The sequence below is a fragment of the Pseudomonas fluorescens genome (genome assembly GCF_902497775.2).
Taxonomy (GTDB): Bacteria; Pseudomonadota; Gammaproteobacteria; order Pseudomonadales; family Pseudomonadaceae; genus Aquipseudomonas; species Aquipseudomonas putida_F.
Window position 1 is genome coordinate 5,772,558 of record NZ_OZ024668.1, and the last position, 15,401, is coordinate 5,787,958.

16 protein-coding genes and 1 tRNA gene are annotated in these 15,401 nt (G+C 62.4%); 8 read left to right on the top strand and 9 right to left on the bottom strand.

Annotation, left to right across the window (positions count from 1 at the left end; all coding sequences use genetic code 11):
• Window positions 1-12: 12 nt before the first annotated feature.
• The gene (locus F8N82_RS26590) at window positions 13-786 is read right to left on the bottom strand and encodes an ABC transporter ATP-binding protein (protein ID WP_038998282.1); all 774 of its coding nucleotides are present in this window, start codon (window positions 784-786) and stop codon (window positions 13-15) included.
• A gap of 609 nt (window positions 787-1,395) precedes the next feature.
• Between F8N82_RS26590 and gabP the strand changes: the two genes are divergently transcribed.
• Window positions 1,396-2,790, top strand: coding sequence for a GABA permease (gabP, locus tag F8N82_RS26595; protein ID WP_038998283.1), 1,395 nt, complete (start codon window positions 1,396-1,398; stop codon window positions 2,788-2,790).
• 211 nt (window positions 2,791-3,001) lie between these two features.
• On the opposite strand, the gene F8N82_RS26600 is transcribed toward gabP, so the two are convergent.
• The 3 genes from F8N82_RS26600 to F8N82_RS26610 form a co-directional block, all read right to left on the bottom strand.
• Window positions 3,002-3,439 (bottom strand): hypothetical protein, encoded by a 438-nt coding sequence (locus F8N82_RS26600; RefSeq protein ID WP_038998284.1) that lies wholly within the window; start codon window positions 3,437-3,439, stop codon window positions 3,002-3,004.
• Between the two features lie 91 nt (window positions 3,440-3,530).
• On the bottom strand, window positions 3,531-4,574 hold the full coding sequence (ppk2, locus tag F8N82_RS26605; RefSeq protein ID WP_038998286.1) for a polyphosphate kinase 2: 1,044 nt from the start codon (window positions 4,572-4,574) through the stop codon (window positions 3,531-3,533).
• 98 nt (window positions 4,575-4,672) lie between these two features.
• The gene (locus tag F8N82_RS26610) at window positions 4,673-5,161 is read right to left on the bottom strand and encodes an HPP family protein (protein WP_038998287.1); all 489 of its coding nucleotides are present in this window, start codon (window positions 5,159-5,161) and stop codon (window positions 4,673-4,675) included.
• A 108-nt stretch (window positions 5,162-5,269) separates the two neighbouring features.
• On the opposite strand from F8N82_RS26610, the gene F8N82_RS26615 reads away from it, so the two are divergent.
• Complete coding sequence (locus tag F8N82_RS26615; protein ID WP_038998288.1) at window positions 5,270-5,806, top strand: TetR/AcrR family transcriptional regulator; 537 nt, start codon at window positions 5,270-5,272, stop codon at window positions 5,804-5,806.
• On the opposite strand, the gene F8N82_RS26620 is transcribed toward F8N82_RS26615, so the two are convergent.
• The 5 genes from F8N82_RS26620 to F8N82_RS26640 all read right to left on the bottom strand — a co-directional run bounded on the left by F8N82_RS26620 (window position 5,803) and on the right by F8N82_RS26640 (window position 10,072).
• A complete protein-coding gene (locus F8N82_RS26620; RefSeq protein WP_038998289.1) occupies window positions 5,803-6,207 on the bottom strand; it encodes a hypothetical protein in 405 nt (134 codons plus the stop codon). The genes F8N82_RS26615 and F8N82_RS26620 overlap by 4 nt on opposite strands.
• A 118-nt stretch (window positions 6,208-6,325) precedes the next feature.
• Window positions 6,326-6,401 (bottom strand) — tRNA-Phe (locus tag F8N82_RS26625).
• 91 nt (window positions 6,402-6,492) lie between these two features.
• Window positions 6,493-6,765 carry an oxidative damage protection protein gene (locus tag F8N82_RS26630; protein ID WP_010221316.1) on the bottom strand — a complete coding sequence of 91 codons (273 nt, stop codon included), beginning with the start codon at window positions 6,763-6,765 and terminating at the stop codon, window positions 6,493-6,495.
• A complete protein-coding gene (gene mutY / locus F8N82_RS26635) occupies window positions 6,762-7,829 on the bottom strand; it encodes an A/G-specific adenine glycosylase (protein WP_038998291.1) in 1,068 nt (355 codons plus the stop codon). The genes F8N82_RS26630 and mutY overlap by 4 nt, the downstream gene beginning before the upstream one ends.
• Window positions 7,826-10,072 (bottom strand): AsmA family protein, encoded by a 2,247-nt coding sequence (locus tag F8N82_RS26640; RefSeq protein ID WP_338918960.1) that lies wholly within the window; start codon window positions 10,070-10,072, stop codon window positions 7,826-7,828. The genes mutY and F8N82_RS26640 overlap by 4 nt, the downstream gene beginning before the upstream one ends.
• Before the next feature lie 338 nt (window positions 10,073-10,410).
• On the opposite strand from F8N82_RS26640, the gene F8N82_RS26645 reads away from it, so the two are divergent.
• The 6 genes from F8N82_RS26645 to hisF all read left to right on the top strand — a co-directional run bounded on the left by F8N82_RS26645 (window position 10,411) and on the right by hisF (window position 15,321).
• On the top strand, window positions 10,411-12,072 hold the full coding sequence (locus F8N82_RS26645) for an OFA family MFS transporter (protein WP_038998293.1): 1,662 nt from the start codon (window positions 10,411-10,413) through the stop codon (window positions 12,070-12,072).
• A gap of 196 nt (window positions 12,073-12,268) precedes the next feature.
• The gene (hisB, locus tag F8N82_RS26650; protein WP_028942262.1) at window positions 12,269-12,862 is read left to right on the top strand and encodes an imidazoleglycerol-phosphate dehydratase HisB; all 594 of its coding nucleotides are present in this window, start codon (window positions 12,269-12,271) and stop codon (window positions 12,860-12,862) included.
• Complete coding sequence (gene hisH / locus F8N82_RS26655) at window positions 12,862-13,500, top strand: imidazole glycerol phosphate synthase subunit HisH (protein ID WP_038998294.1); 639 nt, start codon at window positions 12,862-12,864, stop codon at window positions 13,498-13,500. Before hisB ends, hisH begins: the two co-directional genes overlap by 1 nt.
• Window positions 13,500-13,760, top strand: coding sequence for a DUF2164 domain-containing protein (locus F8N82_RS26660; protein WP_010221322.1), 261 nt, complete (start codon window positions 13,500-13,502; stop codon window positions 13,758-13,760). Before hisH ends, F8N82_RS26660 begins: the two co-directional genes overlap by 1 nt.
• Before the next feature lie 42 nt (window positions 13,761-13,802).
• Window positions 13,803-14,540, top strand: a complete 738-nt coding sequence (gene hisA, locus F8N82_RS26665; protein ID WP_038998295.1) for a 1-(5-phosphoribosyl)-5-[(5-phosphoribosylamino)methylideneamino]imidazole-4-carboxamide isomerase — start codon at window positions 13,803-13,805, stop codon at window positions 14,538-14,540.
• 10 nt (window positions 14,541-14,550) lie between these two features.
• Window positions 14,551-15,321 (top strand): imidazole glycerol phosphate synthase subunit HisF, encoded by a 771-nt coding sequence (hisF, locus tag F8N82_RS26670; RefSeq protein WP_010221324.1) that lies wholly within the window; start codon window positions 14,551-14,553, stop codon window positions 15,319-15,321.
• Window positions 15,322-15,401 lie beyond the last annotated feature (80 nt).

Below are 15,401 nucleotides of genomic sequence, written 5' to 3' on the forward strand. Positions count from 1 at the left end.
CGTGTTGCTCCGTTAGCGGTTGCTGGACATGAATTGTTTACAACGCGCCGAGGTCGGGTTTTCGAAAACCTGCTGCGGCGTTCCTTGCTCTTCGACCAGCCCCTGGTGCAGGAAGACGACTTCGCTGGACACCTGGCGGGCAAAGCCCATTTCGTGGGTAACCAGTAGCATGGTACGGCCTTCTTCGGCGAGGGCACGGATAACGTTGAGCACTTCCTGGACCATTTCCGGGTCCAGGGCCGAAGTCGGCTCATCGAACAGAATGACTTTGGGCTTCATTGCCAGGGTGCGGGCGATGGCCGCACGCTGTTGCTGACCACCGGACAGTTCGGCCGGGTAGCTGTGACGCTTGTTGTGGATACCGACCTTGTTCAGCAGCGCTTCGGCATGCTCGATGGCCTCGGCCTTGCTCTGGCCCAGCACCCGGCGCGGCGCCTCGATGATGTTGTCGAGGATGCTCATGTGCGGCCACAGGTTGAAATTCTGGAAGACGAAGCCGATCTCGCTGCGCAGGCGATTGATCTGCTTGTTGTCGGCGGCGACCAGTTCGCCGTTTTTTGCCGCCTTGAGCCTGAGCTCTTCGCCAGCCACCAGGATCTGGCCCTGGTGCGGGTTTTCCAGCAGGTTGATGCAGCGCAGCAGAGTGGACTTGCCGGAGCCGGAGGATCCCAGGATCGAGATCACGTCGCCATCACGCGCGGTCAGCGAAATTCCCTTGAGGATTTCCTGGTCGCCGTAGCGTTTGTGCAGGTTGCGGATTTCCAGCGCGGGCGTGGCCTCAGCCATGTGCGGTCCTCATGTGTTCTGGTGCGCTCCTGCTGTTAGCGGCCTTCCTGGCGAGGCGCCAAGCTAGCATAGCGGTCCGAAGACAGCCAATAACGTCGGGAGAGGCAATCGGTTGGTGGGAGGGCGGGTGTCGCATCGCTGCAGTGGACTGTCGCGCAGATGTCCGCCTACCCTCGTTTCCAGGGCCGGAGCCTTGATGAAAAAAGGCGCGATGGTGCCAGTTTTGGCCGTTTCTGGGAAGTCGTTTCTGACCTTGTGCACAGGTTCGGGCCTTTATTTACGGCTTTGGTTGTACCTCGGGGTTGTACCTTTGTGTTCGTAGGAAGTGCATGAGGTGTTACCGGTGACGGATTGTGGTGCACCTAGGGTATTTGTAAGTGGGTATTTCAGTAATTGGCCAATTCCGCCGGTTTTTCAGGGGCTTTCGGTCAAGTCTTGGCCGAAAGACCTGTAAGCCTTGTTAAACGGGGCTGTGAGAATTTTCGAACGAACGGTCATCAGCCTGGCGCGGTAATTGCGTTATCGATCGGCAACAGGATGTAGCACTCTTTTTGAAGAGTGCGACTCGAGTAGCAGGATCAAAACGCCATTTCTCGCAAAGGTAGTTTTATGAGCGGTACGCACAATTCCAACGACCTCGCTCAGGGGCTCAAACAGCGGCATGTGACCATGCTGTCGATTGCCGGTGTCATCGGCGCCGGCCTGTTCGTCGGCTCCGGCCACGCCATCGCCGAAGCCGGCCCTGCGGTGTTGCTGGCCTACGCCGCGGCCGGAACCCTGGTGGTGCTGGTGATGCGCATGCTGGCCGAGATGGCCGTCGCCTCGCCGGATACCGGTTCGTTCTCGACATACGCCGACAAGGCTATTGGCCACTGGGCCGGCTTTACCATCGGCTGGTTGTACTGGTGGTTCTGGGTGCTGGTGATTCCGCTGGAGGCCAACGCCGCAGCAACCATCCTGCATGCCTGGTTCCCCGATATCGGCGTCTGGGTGTTTACCCTGGTGATTACCTTGCTGCTGACCGCGACCAACCTGTTCAGTGTGAAGAACTACGGTGAATTCGAGTTCTGGTTCGCCTTGCTCAAGGTGGTGGCGATCATCGGCTTTATCATCCTTGGTGTGGCAGCGATCTTCGGCCTGCTGCCCAACAGCCAGGTCAGCGGCGTCAGCCACCTGTTCGACACCCAGGGCTTTATGCCCAACGGCATGGGCGCGGTGCTGGCGGCGATGCTCACCACCATGTTCTCGTTCATGGGTACCGAGATCGTCACCATCGCGGCCGCCGAGTCGAAAGACCCGGGTAAGCAGATCACCAAGGCCACCAACTCAGTGATCTGGCGGATTTTCCTGTTCTACCTCGTGTCGATCTTCGTGGTCGTGGCCCTGGTGCCGTGGACCAACAGTGATCTGGCCGAAGTCGGCTCGTACCAGACCGTGCTCAACCTGATGGGCATCCCCAACGCCAAGCTGATCGTCGACATCGTCGTGCTGATCGCCGTGACCAGTTGCCTGAACTCGGCGCTGTACACCTCCTCGCGGATGCTCTTCTCCCTGAGCAAGCGTGGCGATGCGCCGGCCATGGCCCAGCGCACCACCTCCAGCGGGACCCCGTATGTGGCGGTGGTGCTGTCGACTGCGGCGGCGTTCCTCACCGTGATCGCCAACTACCTGGCGCCTGCCCAGGTGTTCGAGTTCCTGCTGGCCAGCTCCGGCGCCATCGCCTTGCTGGTGTACCTGGTGATTGCCGTGTCGCAACTGCGCATGCGCCGTCAGCGTATGCAGCGTGGTGAGAAGATCGCCTTCAAGATGTGGCTGTTCCCGGGGCTGACCTGGGCGACGATCGCTTTCATTGTCGGCATTCTGACGGTGATGCTGATCCGTCCGGATCATCGTATCGAGATCGTCGCGACCGGCTTGTTGTCGATTGCCGTGGTCGCCGCCGGGCTGCTGGTGGCGCGCAAGCGCAAGGCCGAGGCGGCCGGGCGGGCGGTGCTGAACAACTGATTTGATGCGGGTGCAATGACAAAGGCCGCGATCTGTGAGGATCGCGGCCTTTTTTGTTCAAGCAGGAAGTGGTGTGGTGTTCTGGTTGGCCCCATCGCTGGCAAGCCAGCTCCCACAGGGACTGTGGTGGGAGCCGGTCTTGCCGGCGATGGGCTGCAGCGCAGCCCCATCCGGCTATCGCCATTGAGGGGATCAGGAGCCAGGCAAGCTGTCAGCCGAACTTCTTCTGCTGTTTGGACACCGCTTCGGAAGCTGCAATGTAGGCTTCCTGGAACTCGTCGCTCTCGAGCCAGGCCATGGAAGTGGCCTCGTCGGCGCCGTCCAGCCATTTGCGATAGGCACTGAAGACCATGACGATGTAGTCGGTGGCGTGTTCTTCCTTGTGGCCCTTGAGCACCAGGGTCAGCAGCGGGTCGACCAGGAACACCGAGATCAGCGCGACCAGGCCGGTGTCCTGGGCTTGCTTCATTTTTTCGAACAGGGCGGTATAGCTGCCCGATTCCATCGCCTTGTTGAATACCTGCTCGACGCTGGCGCTGGAGCTTTCGCCCGAGCTCTTGACCGCCTGGCCGCTACGCACCATGCGGTTCTCGCGAGCCTTGCTGGCGGCGCGCTTGGCGCGTTTCTGTTGTTTGCTGCTGGAGGCCATCGGTGAACCCTTGTGCTGAGCCGGATAAATTCTGCGTATTGAATCGCAGTTGGCCGGGAAACCCAAGTGCCGCCGACGGCCTGGAGCACGCTCAGGCCGGTTGGGCCAGCTCGCCGCGGTCTTCCTCTTCCAGCACGCGCGCGGCGCGGTCTACCAGCAGCGGGTCAGGCTGGTGGGCGACGCTCAGGTCCTTGCCGGGGTAGTCCAGCGAGTGCAGGAAGTGGCGGATGCAGTTGATCCGCGCGCGCTTCTTGTCGTCGGACTTGATTACCGTCCACGGGGCATCGGCGGTGTCGGTGTGGAAGAACATCGCCTCCTTGGCGGCGGTGTATTCGTCCCACTTGTCCAGCGACTTGATGTCGATCGGCGACAGCTTCCAGTGTTTGAGCGGGTCGTCGCGACGGGAGATGAAACGGCGCAACTGCTCTTCGCGGTTCACCGAGAACCAGTACTTGAACAACAGGATGCCGCTGTTGCACAACATGCGCTCGAGCTCCGGCGCCTGGCGCATGAACTCCAGGTATTGCAGCGGCGAGCAGAAGTCCATGACCCGCTCGACCCCGGCGCGGTTGTACCAGGAGCGGTCGAAGAAGACCATTTCACCGGCCGTGGGCAGGTGCTGGACATAGCGCTGGAAGTACCACTGGCCTTTCTCCTGCTCGGAAGGCTTCTCCAGGGCGACGATTCGCGCGCCGCGCGGGTTCAGGTGCTCCATGAAGCGCTTGATGGTGCCGCCCTTGCCGGCGGCGTCACGGCCCTCGAACAGCACGACGATGCGCTGGCCGGTTTCCTTGACCCAGCTTTGCACCTTGAGCAACTCGATCTGCAGTTCATGCTTGGCCTTTTCGTACTCGGCGCGGCGCATGCGGTTGCGGTACGGATAGCTGGCCGGCAGCTTGGCCGAGGCGCTGTCTTCGTTGGAGCCACGTGGCGCCGAGGCGACTTTCAAAGCGGCTGGTTGTTGGCTGATGGCGCTGATTTCGGCTTCGGCAGCGGCGCTTGCTGCAGGCTTGCGTGGGGTACGTGGACGGCGTGGGCGGGTGCTGGCAACTTTGCGTGCCGGGCTTGGGCTGGTGCTCGCAGATGTTTCAGCGGTAGGTGAGGGCAGGGGCAGGGCAGTGGATTCTTCGCTCATGGGGAGGCCTGTTGGTTCCTTCTAATATCCTCAGAGCATTTTATCGGGGCAGGCCAGGGGCATATTGACGGTGGTCAACAGCCCTTGGCATAGCGCCATCAGTACCAGTATTTCGGGTAGCTGTTGGCCTGGCGCGCATTGTTCAGGCACCAGGCCACGGCGACGATCACCAGCGAGCCTGCAAGCACCGGGGTCACCACGAAGCTCAGTGGTGCATGGCTGGCGATCACTACCAGCGGGTTGGCCCCGGCTGGCGCGTGCAGGGTGCGGGTCTGCTGCATGGCGGCCAGTGCCAGGCCGACGGCCAGGGCTGCGCTCCACCAGCTGTCGCCGAGGGTATGCAGCACTGCCAGGCCCACCAGGGTGGCAATCACGTGCCCGCCGATAATGTTGCGCGGCTGCGCCAGCGGCGAGTCGGGCATGCCGAAGGCCAGCACGCAGCTGGCGCCAAACGGCGCCATCAACCACAAGGCACCGGACACCTGGCTGAGCCAGCCGGTGGCGCCGATCGCCAGGGCCGCGCCAATCAGTGACAACAGGCTGAAGTGCAGGGAGGGGGCGGCGGGCGCCTTGGATTTGAACGGCATGGGCACAGTCTCCAGGTGGGCAATTTGCGCCGAGGATACCGATCGGTTTACCTGTAAGTCAACCGATCGGTATACACTGCTCGTAATTGTCCTGATCGAAGGTGTGGCATGAGTACGTCCGAGAAAATCGCCGAGTCGGCGCTGCAACTGTTCTACCGCCAGGGTTACCACGGCACCGGGGTCGAGCAGTTGAGCCAGGAGGCCGGGGTAACCAAGAAGACCCTGTACCGGCATTTCCCCAGCAAGGAGCTGTTGATCGAGGCAGCACTGGAGCGGCGCGATCACGATTTCATGGCGCGCCTGGAAAGCGCTCTGGCGGCCGTTGAGGCAAAAGCGCGGCCGTTGGCCTATATCGACTTTATTGAGGCCTGGGCGCGCTCTGAAGACTTCCACGGTTGTGCCTTCATCAACGCGTCAGCCGAATACGCCGGGTCGGCCGAACCGCCCCATGTGCTGGCCAGGTTGCACAAGCACAAGGTCATGGCCGCACTTGAACAGGCCTGCCGGGAGGCTGGGTGCAAGCAGCCGGCTGCGGCGGGGCAGCTGTTTCTGATCGGCGAGGGGTTGATCGTGGCGTCGCAGGTCGGCGGGGTGCAGGTGCCGCTGTTCGAGGCGGCGCGGTCGATGGTGGCTGCGCTGGCCTAGCGCAGCATCCCGCAGATCTGATTGCCTTCGTAACCATGGATGATCGGCGCGAGGATCATCATCGGGCCGCAGGCGTACATGGGCGAGCTGATGGTCTGCCTGGCGTTGAACAGCACGACCTGGTCGCCATCGATGTCCGGGCCGTAGGCCACTTCGCTGTAGGTCTTGCACACCGGCAGTAGCAAAGGCACCGGCACGACCACTGCCCAGAGGGTGAAGCCGCACCATTCGCGGGTGACGTCGGATTTCTCCGATTTGCTGACCTTGGGGGTGATGTTCTTCAGGCGCAGGATGCGATGGGCCGAGGTGGGATAGGTCTGTTTTTCCGGCAGCACGACGGTGGCGCCGACACAGCCGGTCAGGCTCAGAAGTATGGCGACGACAACGGCAATCGATTTCATCCCTGGCTCCGATGTGCTCGCGGCATTTCCGTGCGCGAGAAAGCCTGCGTTCGCTGATAAATCGCAGGCATGAAAAAAGCCCCAAGGAATCACTTCGCTTGGGGCTTTTCGGTATTAGTGGTGCCCAGAGACGGAATCGAACCGCCGACACGGGGATTTTCAATCCCCTGCTCTACCGACTGAGCTATCTGGGCAACGGGGCGCATTAAAAGGGTTTTTCGGATTTACGTCAACGACTTTTTGAAAATTTTTTAAATTAATTCCGTCGCTTACGATCTTCCGGGGTTATTCGCTAGGCGGAACGTAGCCTTCGGCCTTCTCGTAATCCTGACCGGAGAAGAACTTGTCCATCTCGCCCTGGAGGAATTTACGGTCCTCGGCGTTCATCATGTTCAGGCGCTTCTCATTGATCAGCATGGTCTGCTCTTTTTGCCAGTCGGCCCAGGCCTTCTGCGAGATGTGATCGAAGATGTCCTGGCCCTTGGCGCCCGGGTAGGGTGGACGTTCAAGGCCTGGCAGTTCTTCGTTGTACTTGCGGCACATTACGGTGCGGGTCATCGCGACTCTCCTGTAAGCAATACGTCGGCCGCGCGTTTAAGCAGTTTTTTCACCGGGGCGGCAAGGCCCAGGCGCGGCGGGGTGGCGAGGTTATACCAGAGCCAGTCGGCCTCGGCCACGTGGTCGGTGGCGCTGTCGACGCGCACCAGCCAGGGCTCGATGGCCAGCTGGAAATGGCTGAAGGTGTGGGTCAGGCCGTCCAGCGCCTGGCTACCGGCCAGGCTCAGGCCGTGCTGGTCGGCCAGGTCGTCGATCTGTTCGAGGTTGTCCAGCTCCGGCAGGCTCCACAGCCCTCCCCACAGGCCCGTGGAAGGGCGCCGGTACAGAAGGATGGCGCCTTGGTGGTTGGCCAGCAGTGGCATCAGCGTGCGCTTTTGCGGCAGTTCCTTGCGCGGCTTGGGCACCGGATAGCGGATTTCCTGGCCGAGCATGTGCGCCTCGCAGCCGACCTTGAGCGGGCACAGCAGGCAACTGGGCTTGCTGCGGGTGCACAGGGTGGCACCCAGGTCCATCATCGCCTGGGTGTAATGGTTCACCCGGCTGTGCGGGGTATAGCGCTCGGCGTTGGCCCACAGCGCCTTGGCCACTTTCGGCTCGCCGGGGTAACCCTCTTGCGCGGTGTAGCGGGCCAGCACGCGCTTGACGTTGCCGTCGAGGATCGGCGCGCGCAGGCCCATGCTGATACTGGCAATGGCGCCGGCGGTGGACAGGCCAATGCCCGGCAGGTCGATGAGCTTCTCGACATCGCGGGGGAATTCGCCGCCATATTGCTCGACAACGATCTTCGCGGTCTTTTGCAGGTTGCGGGCCCGGGTGTAGTAACCCAGGCCCGTCCACAGGTGCAGCACTTCGTCCTCGGGCGCTTTGGCCAGGGCCTGGACCGTCGGCAGCGCCTGCATGAAGCGGTCGAAGTAGTTGAGCACGGTGCTCACCTGGGTCTGCTGCAACATGATCTCCGAGACCCACACCCGGTACGGGGTGATGCCCTGTTGCCAGGGCAGGTCGTGGCGGCCGTTACGGTCGTACCAATCCAGCACGGCACTGGAAAACTGCTCGGGGCTCATCGTTTGAACAACCCCTTGAGCGCGTCTTTGAGTTCCGGGCTGACCTTGTCACCGAGCTTCTCGTCGATTTTCTCGCTGAGTTTTTCGCTGACCTTGTCGCCGGCAAGCTTGGCCGCGACCTTGCCCAGGCCATCTTTATCCAGGCGGCAGGCCTTGGCGCCGAGCTCCAGCGGGCCACGGCAACGCAGTGGCAGTTCGAGGCCGACATAGCGCTCACCCACCTGGCAGGCCGGGTCGGGCATGTCGCGCTTGTCGCCCTCGACGATCACGCCAATGCGGTAGTCCATGCCCAGTACGCGCAGGTCGAGGTCGCCATGGCCGTTGACGGTAAGGCCGGGAATGCGCGCCTTGAGGTCAGGGTTGCTGGCCACGCCGTTGCGCATGACCAGGGTGCCCTTGAGCTCCTGGAACGGGGTGTCCTTGCCGCGAGGTTCGCCGCTCAGGGCCTTGCGGTTGAGGGTGGCGATGGCCTGGCACAACTGCTGCTCGAGGTTGGCGTTGACCAGGATGCCGTCGTTGATGACGAAGCTGGCGTTGCCGTTGAGGGTGTCGACCAGGGCTTTCTGGCTGTTGCCGGTGGCGGTCAGGTCGCTGTTGAGGGTCAGCAGGCCCTTGACCGGTGGGGTGCCGGTTTCGCTCTTGATGAAGTGCTCGACCGGCACCCGGTTGATGCGGGTGTTGAGGCCGATCTGCGGCACGGCCGGGCGCACGTCGAGGGTGCCCTTGCTTTCGAAGTCGCCGTTGTACAGGCCGCCACGCAAGGTTTCCAGGGTGATCAGGCCATCCTGGCCCTGGGCTTTGAGGTGGGCGTTTTCGATCGGCAGTTTGTCCAGGGTCAGCTGGCCAAAGGTCAGATCGGCTTGCAGATCGACTTTGCGCAGGCGATCAACCGGCAGCAGCTTGTCGCTGCTCCAGGCCACCTGGGTCGGCGCGTCGGGCAGCGGCGTGGTGCCGGCACCGGCCAGGGCCCCGGCCTCTTTGCTCTGCACTTCGGCCTGGCGCGCAGCCTTGGCGCCTTTGGCCGCGTCGCTCTTGGCCAGCAAGTAGCGGTCGGCGTCGAACTTGTCGGCCTTGAGTTGCACGCGCAGGGCTTGCTTGGCGAAGTCTTCGACGGCCAGGCGGCCGCTGAAGGTGCTGTCATCGAGCTTGATCGCCAGGTCTTCCAGGGCCAGGCTGTTCGGCGAGCCTTGCAGGCGGGTGACCAGCTCGACCTTGCCCAGGGTGCTGGCGTCGGCCGAGGCCGGCAGCGGGTGGCCAATGCTGTCGAGGAAGTTGCGCAGGTCGAACTGGGCAATCGACAGGCCGCCGCTCAGTTGCGGGGTTTTGTCGAGGTCGCGCAGGTTCAGCTCGCCAAGGGCCCGCAACTGGTTGGCCGAGAGCTTGAGGCCGTTCCATTCGGCAACGTTCGCCGCCAGATCAACCAGCAATTGGCCCTGGGCTGCGAAGGTCATGGTCTTGCCTTGCAGTGGTTCGCCCGAGGCTTCGCCGCTGAGTTTCATGTCTTCGAACTGGTAGCGTTTGAGCCGACGATCGAAGCGCAGCTCGCCGTTCAGCTCGGTGCGTGCCTTGACCACCGGCTGGCCGGAGCTGAGGAAGGCGGTCATCTTCAGCGGGATGTTCACCCCTTCATGCACCGCGCCAGTGCTCAGCTGGATGCTTTCGGCGCTGAAGCTCTGGCCGCTGCGGGCATCGTTGTACTGCACGCGGGCGTTGTTGACGGTCAGGCTGTCGATGTCGAGCTTGACTGGGCGCTCGCTGGCGCTGGCGCTGCTGGCTTGTGCGGCGGCGTCGGCTGGCGCGCTGCTGGCGCCTTCGGCCGGGGCCGGGTTGGCGGCGGGCAGGGGCTTACCGATGTCTTCCCAGTTGCCGTGGCCGTTTTCGTCACGGCTCAGGGTCAGGTTCAGACCCTCGACGCGTACATCGCTCATCTGCACTTCACGGCGCAGCAAGGGCAGCACGCGTACCGACAAGCCGAGCATCTGCAGGTCGGCAAACGGCACTTTCGGGTTGTTCAGGGTGGCGATGCTGGCTTCATGCAGCTCCAGCCCCAGCCACGGGAACAGGCTCCAGCCGATGTCGCCATTGAGCGTCAGCTCGACGTGGGCCTTGTCGCGTGCCAGCTGGCGAATCTCGTCTTTATAGTCGTTGGGATCGAAGAGGTGGGTCAGGGCGAAGCCTAGAGCCACAATGATCAGCAACAACCCGAGAAGCACCAGCCCCAGGATTTTGCCGAACGCTTTCATGGGCGAGTCCTTGTAGTCCGATTTCTAAATTCAGCCGCAGAGTATAGCGCTGCGGTTATCACCGCTGTGTGATATGGGGCGAAGGTTTAGTCCTGCAAAGGTGTCGGATTCGACAACAGCGGGCATGACAGTTCCTTGCCGGGGGGAGCAGTTGCTGAGCAAACGACAGTATCAGTTTGCGCTCAGCGGCCACGGCAAATGCTACTCTCTCGCCGCTCTCAGGCCCTGCTGCGGCTATTTGTCGCGCAAAAGGGCCGTTCGCCAATAAAAACGACCAGTTGCCTATGAGCCAAGGCCGAGGGCGGTGAGCGCTTCATACCTACGAGGGGAACACCACAATGAACAGCAGCATCACGGCTGGAGGCATCGCCAGCGCGCCAGGCTTTCTGTCCAAGGAGCGGATCATCGCCCGTCCGGGCTTCAACCGCTGGCTGGTACCGCCTGCGGCCTTGGCCATTCACCTGTGCATCGGCATGGCGTATGGCTTTTCGGTGTTCTGGTTGCCGCTGTCGCAGGCCATTGGCATCAGTGCCCCGGTCGTTTGCTCGGAACAGACCAACTTCCTGATGCGCATGTTCACCACTGAGTGTGACTGGCCGATCTCGATGCTCAGCTGGATCTACACGCTGTTCTTTGTCTTCCTCGGTTGCTCGGCGGCGATCTGGGGCGGCTGGCTGGAGCACGCCGGGCCGCGCAAGGCCGGGGTGGTGTCGACCCTGTGCTGGTGCGGCGGCCTGCTGATTTCCGCCTCCGGCGTCTATACCCACCAGCTGTGGCTGATGTGGTTGGGCTCCGGGGTGATTGGCGGTATTGGCCTGGGGCTTGGCTATATTTCGCCGGTCTCGACCCTGATCAAATGGTTCCCGGACAAACGCGGCATGGCCACCGGCATGGCGATCATGGGCTTTGGCGGTGGTGCCATGGTGGGTGCGCCACTGGCGGCAGCGCTGATGAACCACTTCGCCACTCCTGAAGACGTCGGCGTCTGGCAGAGTTTCGTGGTGATGGCGGTGATCTACTTCGTGTTCATGCTCGGCGGCGCCTTGGCCTATCGGGTACCACCCACCGGCTGGAAGCCTGAGGGCTGGAGCGCACCGCTAAAAAAAGCCAACAATGCGATGATCACCCATCGCCATGTGCACGTCAGTGTGGCGTGGAAAACCCCGCAATTTGTGTTGATCTGGCTGGTTTTGTGCCTGAACGTGTCGGCGGGCATCGGCATTCTCGGCATGGCTTCGCCGCTGTTGCAGGAAGTTTTCGCCGGCAAATTGCTGGGCAATGACCTGAGCTTCAGCCAGCTCAATGCCACGCAACTGGGCCAGATCGCGGCGATTGCCGCAGGCTTTACCGGTTTGCTCAGCCTGTTCAACATTGGCGGGCGCTTCTTCTGGGCGTCGTTCTCCGACTATATCGGGCGCAAGAACACCTATTTCGCCTTCTTTGCCCTGGGCGTGGCCCTGTATGCGCTGGTGCCGAACATGGGCCACCTGGGCAACATCGCCCTGTTCGTGGCGGCGTTCTGCATCATCCTGTCGATGTACGGCGGCGGCTTTGCCACGGTGCCGGCCTATCTGGCCGACCTGTTCGGCACACAGATGGTCGGCGCCATTCACGGTCGCCTGCTGACCGCCTGGGCTGCGGCCGGGGTGCTGGGGCCGGTGCTGATCACCTACCTGCGCGAGTACCAACTGGCGCTGGGCGTGCCGCGGGCGGCGGCTTATGACATCACCTTGTACATCCTTGCCGGTTTGCTGGTGCTGGGCTTTGTCTGCAATGCGCTGGTGCGGCCGGTGGCCGACAAGTACTTCATGACCGATGCCGAGCTTGCCGCCGAGCGGGCCCTGAGCCACGACCAGGGCAGCGTTAGCGAGCGGGTGCTGGAGTGGAAGGCAGATCCGGCCAGCAAGCCGCTGGTGCTGGCGGCCTGGCTGGTGGTCGGGGTGCCGCTGGCCTGGGGGATATGGGTGACATTGCAGAAGACTGCGGTGTTGTTCAATTAGGCCTGCCCTGTAGGAGCGGGCTTGCCCCGCGATTGAGTGTAGACCTCATCGTGGGGCAAGCCCGCTCCTACAGAAATAGCTGAAAATTGCCGGGTCGCAGGTAAATTCCCTGTCACGCGTCATCTGCGTTTCAAGCCGCGCGCTTCTGGGCCTATAATGATCACCTTTTTCGCCCAATGATTTTGCGGAGCTGGTGATGGTCGAACGTAAGGCTTCCGTCGAGCGCAATACTCTGGAGACCCAGATCAAGGCCTCGATCAACCTGGATGGCAGCGGCAAGGCCCGATTCGATATCGGTGTGCCTTTCCTTGAACATATGCTCGACCAGATCGCCCGACATGGGCTGATCGACCTCGATATCGAATGCAAGGGCGACCTGCATATCGACGATCACCATACCGTCGAAGACGTCGGTATCACCCTGGGCCAGGCCTTCAACCAGGCCATCGGCGACAAGAAGGGCATCCGCCGCTACGGCCATGCCTATGTGCCGCTGGACGAAGCGCTGTCGCGGGTGGTCATCGACTTCTCCGGCCGCCCGGGCCTGCAGATGCACGTGCCGTACACCCGTGCGTCGGTGGGCGGCTTCGATGTCGACCTGTTCCAGGAGTTCTTCCAGGGCTTCGTCAACCACGCCAACGTCACCCTGCACATCGACAACCTGCGTGGGCACAACACCCACCACCAGATCGAAACCGTGTTCAAGGCCTTCGGCCGCGCACTGCGCATGGCCATCGAGCTGGATGAGCGTATGGCCGGGCAGATGCCATCGACCAAGGGTTGCCTGTAATGCAGACGGTTGCCGTTATCGACTATGGCATGGGTAACCTGCACTCGGTGGCCAAGGCCCTCGAGCATGTGGGCGCCGGCAAGGTCCTGATCACCAGCGACGCCGATGTGATTCGCGAAGCCGACCGCGTGGTGTTCCCGGGCGTCGGTGCGATCCGCGACTGCATGGCCGAAATCCGCCGCCTGGGCTTTGACAGCCTGGTGCGCGAAGTCAGCCAGGACCGGCCGTTCCTCGGCATCTGTGTCGGCATGCAAGCGCTGCTCGATCACAGTGAAGAGAACGACGGCGTCGACTGCATCGGCCTGTTCCCGGGCAATGTGCGCTTCTTCGGCAAAGATCTGCATGAAGACGGCGAGCACCTGAAGGTGCCGCACATGGGCTGGAACGAAGTCGCCCAGAGCATCGATCACCCGCTGTGGCACAACATCCCCGAGCGTGCGCGCTTCTACTTCGTGCACAGCTACTACATCACCGCCGGCAAGCCGGGCCAGGTGGTCGGTAGCGGCCACTACGGCGTCGACTTCGCCGCAGCGCTGGCCGAAGGCTCGCGCTTTGCCGTGCAGTTCCACCCGGAGAAGAGCCATACCCATGGCCTGCAGCTGCTGCAGAATTTCGCCGCCTGGGACGGGCGCTGGTAATGGGCAAGTCCAGGGCCAAGCCGCCGATCCTCACGCTGGCGCCGGAACAGGAACGCGAAGCGCTCGATACCCTCAAGCGCTTTCTCGAAGACCGTTTCGAGCTGCAGCTGGGGTCGTTCGAGGTGGCCGAGGTCCTGGAGCTGTTCACCAAAGAGATTGCCCCGCACTACTACAACAGGGCGATTTTCGATGTGCAGAACCACCTCAAGGAACGGTTCGAGAGCATTGAAAGCGACCTGTGGGCGCTCGAGAAGAACTGACTTTTCGAGCATCACTGTTTACCGAATAGACAGGTTTTGCAGATGCTGATTATCCCCGCTATCGATCTCAAGGACGGTGCTTGCGTACGCCTGCGCCAGGGCCGCATGGAAGACTCCACGGTATTCTCCGACGACCCGGTGAGCATGGCCGCCAAATGGGTTGACGGGGGCTGCCGCCGGCTGCATCTGGTTGACCTCAATGGCGCCTTCGAAGGCCAGCCGGTCAACGGTGAAGTGGTCACCGCGATCGCCAAGCGCTACCCGAACTTGCCGATCCAGATCGGTGGCGGTATCCGCTCGCTGGAAACCATCGAACACTACGTCAAGGCCGGCGTCAGCTACGTGATCATCGGCACCAAGGCGGTCAAGGAGCCTGAGTTCGTTGCCCAGGCCTGCCGCGCCTTCCCGGGCAAAGTGATCGTTGGCCTGGATGCCAAAGACGGTTTCGTCGCCACTGACGGCTGGGCAGAAGTCAGTTCGGTGCAGGTCATCGACCTGGCCAAGCGTTTCGAAGCCGACGGCGTCTCGGCCATCGTCTACACCGACATCGCCAAAGACGGCATGATGCAGGGCTGCAACGTGCCGTTCACCGCCGCCCTGGCCGCTGCCACCAAGATCCCGGTAATCGCCTCCGGCGGTATCCACAACCTCGGTGACATCAAGGCCCTGCTCGACGCCAAGGCGCCGGGCATCATCGGTGCGATCACTGGCCGCGCCATCTACGAAGGCACCCTGGATGTCGCCGAGGCGCAAGCCTTCTGCGACAGCTACAAAGGCTGAGGACTCCCACATGGCACTGGCCAAGCGCATCATCCCTTGCCTGGACGTGGACAACGGCCGGGTGGTCAAGGGCGTCAAGTTCGAGAATATCCGCGATGCCGGCGACCCGGTGGAAATCGCCCGGCGCTACGATGAACAGGGCGCTGACGAGATCACCTTCCTCGACATCACCGCCAGCGTCGATGGCCGTGACACCACCCTGCATACCGTCGAGCGCATGGCCAGCCAGGTGTTCATCCCGCTGACCGTGGGCGGTGGCGTGCGTACTGTGCAGGACATCCGCAACCTGCTCAACGCCGGTGCCGACAAGGTTTCGATCAACACTGCTGCGGTGTTCAACCCGGAGTTCGTCGGCGAAGCAGCCGCGCATTTCGGCTCGCAGTGCATCGTGGTGGCCATCGATGCCAAGAAAGTCTCGGGCCCGGGCGAAACCCCGCGCTGGGAGATCTTCACCCATGGCGGGCGCAAGCCGACCGGCCTGGACGCGGTGGAGTGGGCAAAGAAGATGGAAGGCCTGGGCGCCGGTGAGATCCTCCTGACCAGCATGGATCAGGACGGCATGAAGAACGGCTTTGACCTGGGCGTGACCCGGGCCATCAGCGATGCCCTGGGCATTCCGGTGATCGCTTCCGGTGGTGTGGGCAACCTGCAGCACCTGGCCGACGGGATCATCGAAGGCCATGCCAGCGCAGTGCTGGCGGCGAGCATCTTCCACTTCGGTGAGTACACCGTGCCTGAGGCCAAGGCGTTCATGGCCAAGCAGGGTATCGTCGTTCGCTGACGGTCCTCTATCGCGGGGCAAGTCGGGTCGCCGCACCGCCGCTCCCACAGAGATCATCTAGACCCTGTGGGAGCGGGCTG

Bases quoted from the DNA above. Each gene is read 5' to 3' on its own strand.
- F8N82_RS26590 (WP_038998282.1), bottom strand. From the start codon at position 786: ATGGCTGAGGCCACGCCCGCGCTGGAAATCCGCAACCTGCACAAACGC.
- gabP (WP_038998283.1), top strand. From the start codon at position 1,396: ATGAGCGGTACGCACAATTCCAACGACCTCGCTCAGGGGCTCAAACAG.
- F8N82_RS26600 (WP_038998284.1), bottom strand. From the start codon at position 3,439: ATGGCCTCCAGCAGCAAACAACAGAAACGCGCCAAGCGCGCCGCCAGC.
- ppk2 (WP_038998286.1), bottom strand. From the start codon at position 4,574: ATGAGCGAAGAATCCACTGCCCTGCCCCTGCCCTCACCTACCGCTGAA.
- F8N82_RS26610 (WP_038998287.1), bottom strand. From the start codon at position 5,161: ATGCCGTTCAAATCCAAGGCGCCCGCCGCCCCCTCCCTGCACTTCAGC.
- F8N82_RS26615 (WP_038998288.1), top strand. From the start codon at position 5,270: ATGAGTACGTCCGAGAAAATCGCCGAGTCGGCGCTGCAACTGTTCTAC.
- F8N82_RS26620 (WP_038998289.1), bottom strand. From the start codon at position 6,207: ATGAAATCGATTGCCGTTGTCGTCGCCATACTTCTGAGCCTGACCGGC.
- F8N82_RS26630 (WP_010221316.1), bottom strand. From the start codon at position 6,765: ATGACCCGCACCGTAATGTGCCGCAAGTACAACGAAGAACTGCCAGGC.
- mutY (WP_038998291.1), bottom strand. From the start codon at position 7,829: ATGAGCCCCGAGCAGTTTTCCAGTGCCGTGCTGGATTGGTACGACCGT.
- F8N82_RS26640 (WP_338918960.1), bottom strand. From the start codon at position 10,072: ATGAAAGCGTTCGGCAAAATCCTGGGGCTGGTGCTTCTCGGGTTGTTG.
- F8N82_RS26645 (WP_038998293.1), top strand. From the start codon at position 10,411: ATGAACAGCAGCATCACGGCTGGAGGCATCGCCAGCGCGCCAGGCTTT.
- hisB (WP_028942262.1), top strand. From the start codon at position 12,269: ATGGTCGAACGTAAGGCTTCCGTCGAGCGCAATACTCTGGAGACCCAG.
- hisH (WP_038998294.1), top strand. From the start codon at position 12,862: ATGCAGACGGTTGCCGTTATCGACTATGGCATGGGTAACCTGCACTCG.
- F8N82_RS26660 (WP_010221322.1), top strand. From the start codon at position 13,500: ATGGGCAAGTCCAGGGCCAAGCCGCCGATCCTCACGCTGGCGCCGGAA.
- hisA (WP_038998295.1), top strand. From the start codon at position 13,803: ATGCTGATTATCCCCGCTATCGATCTCAAGGACGGTGCTTGCGTACGC.
- hisF (WP_010221324.1), top strand. From the start codon at position 14,551: ATGGCACTGGCCAAGCGCATCATCCCTTGCCTGGACGTGGACAACGGC.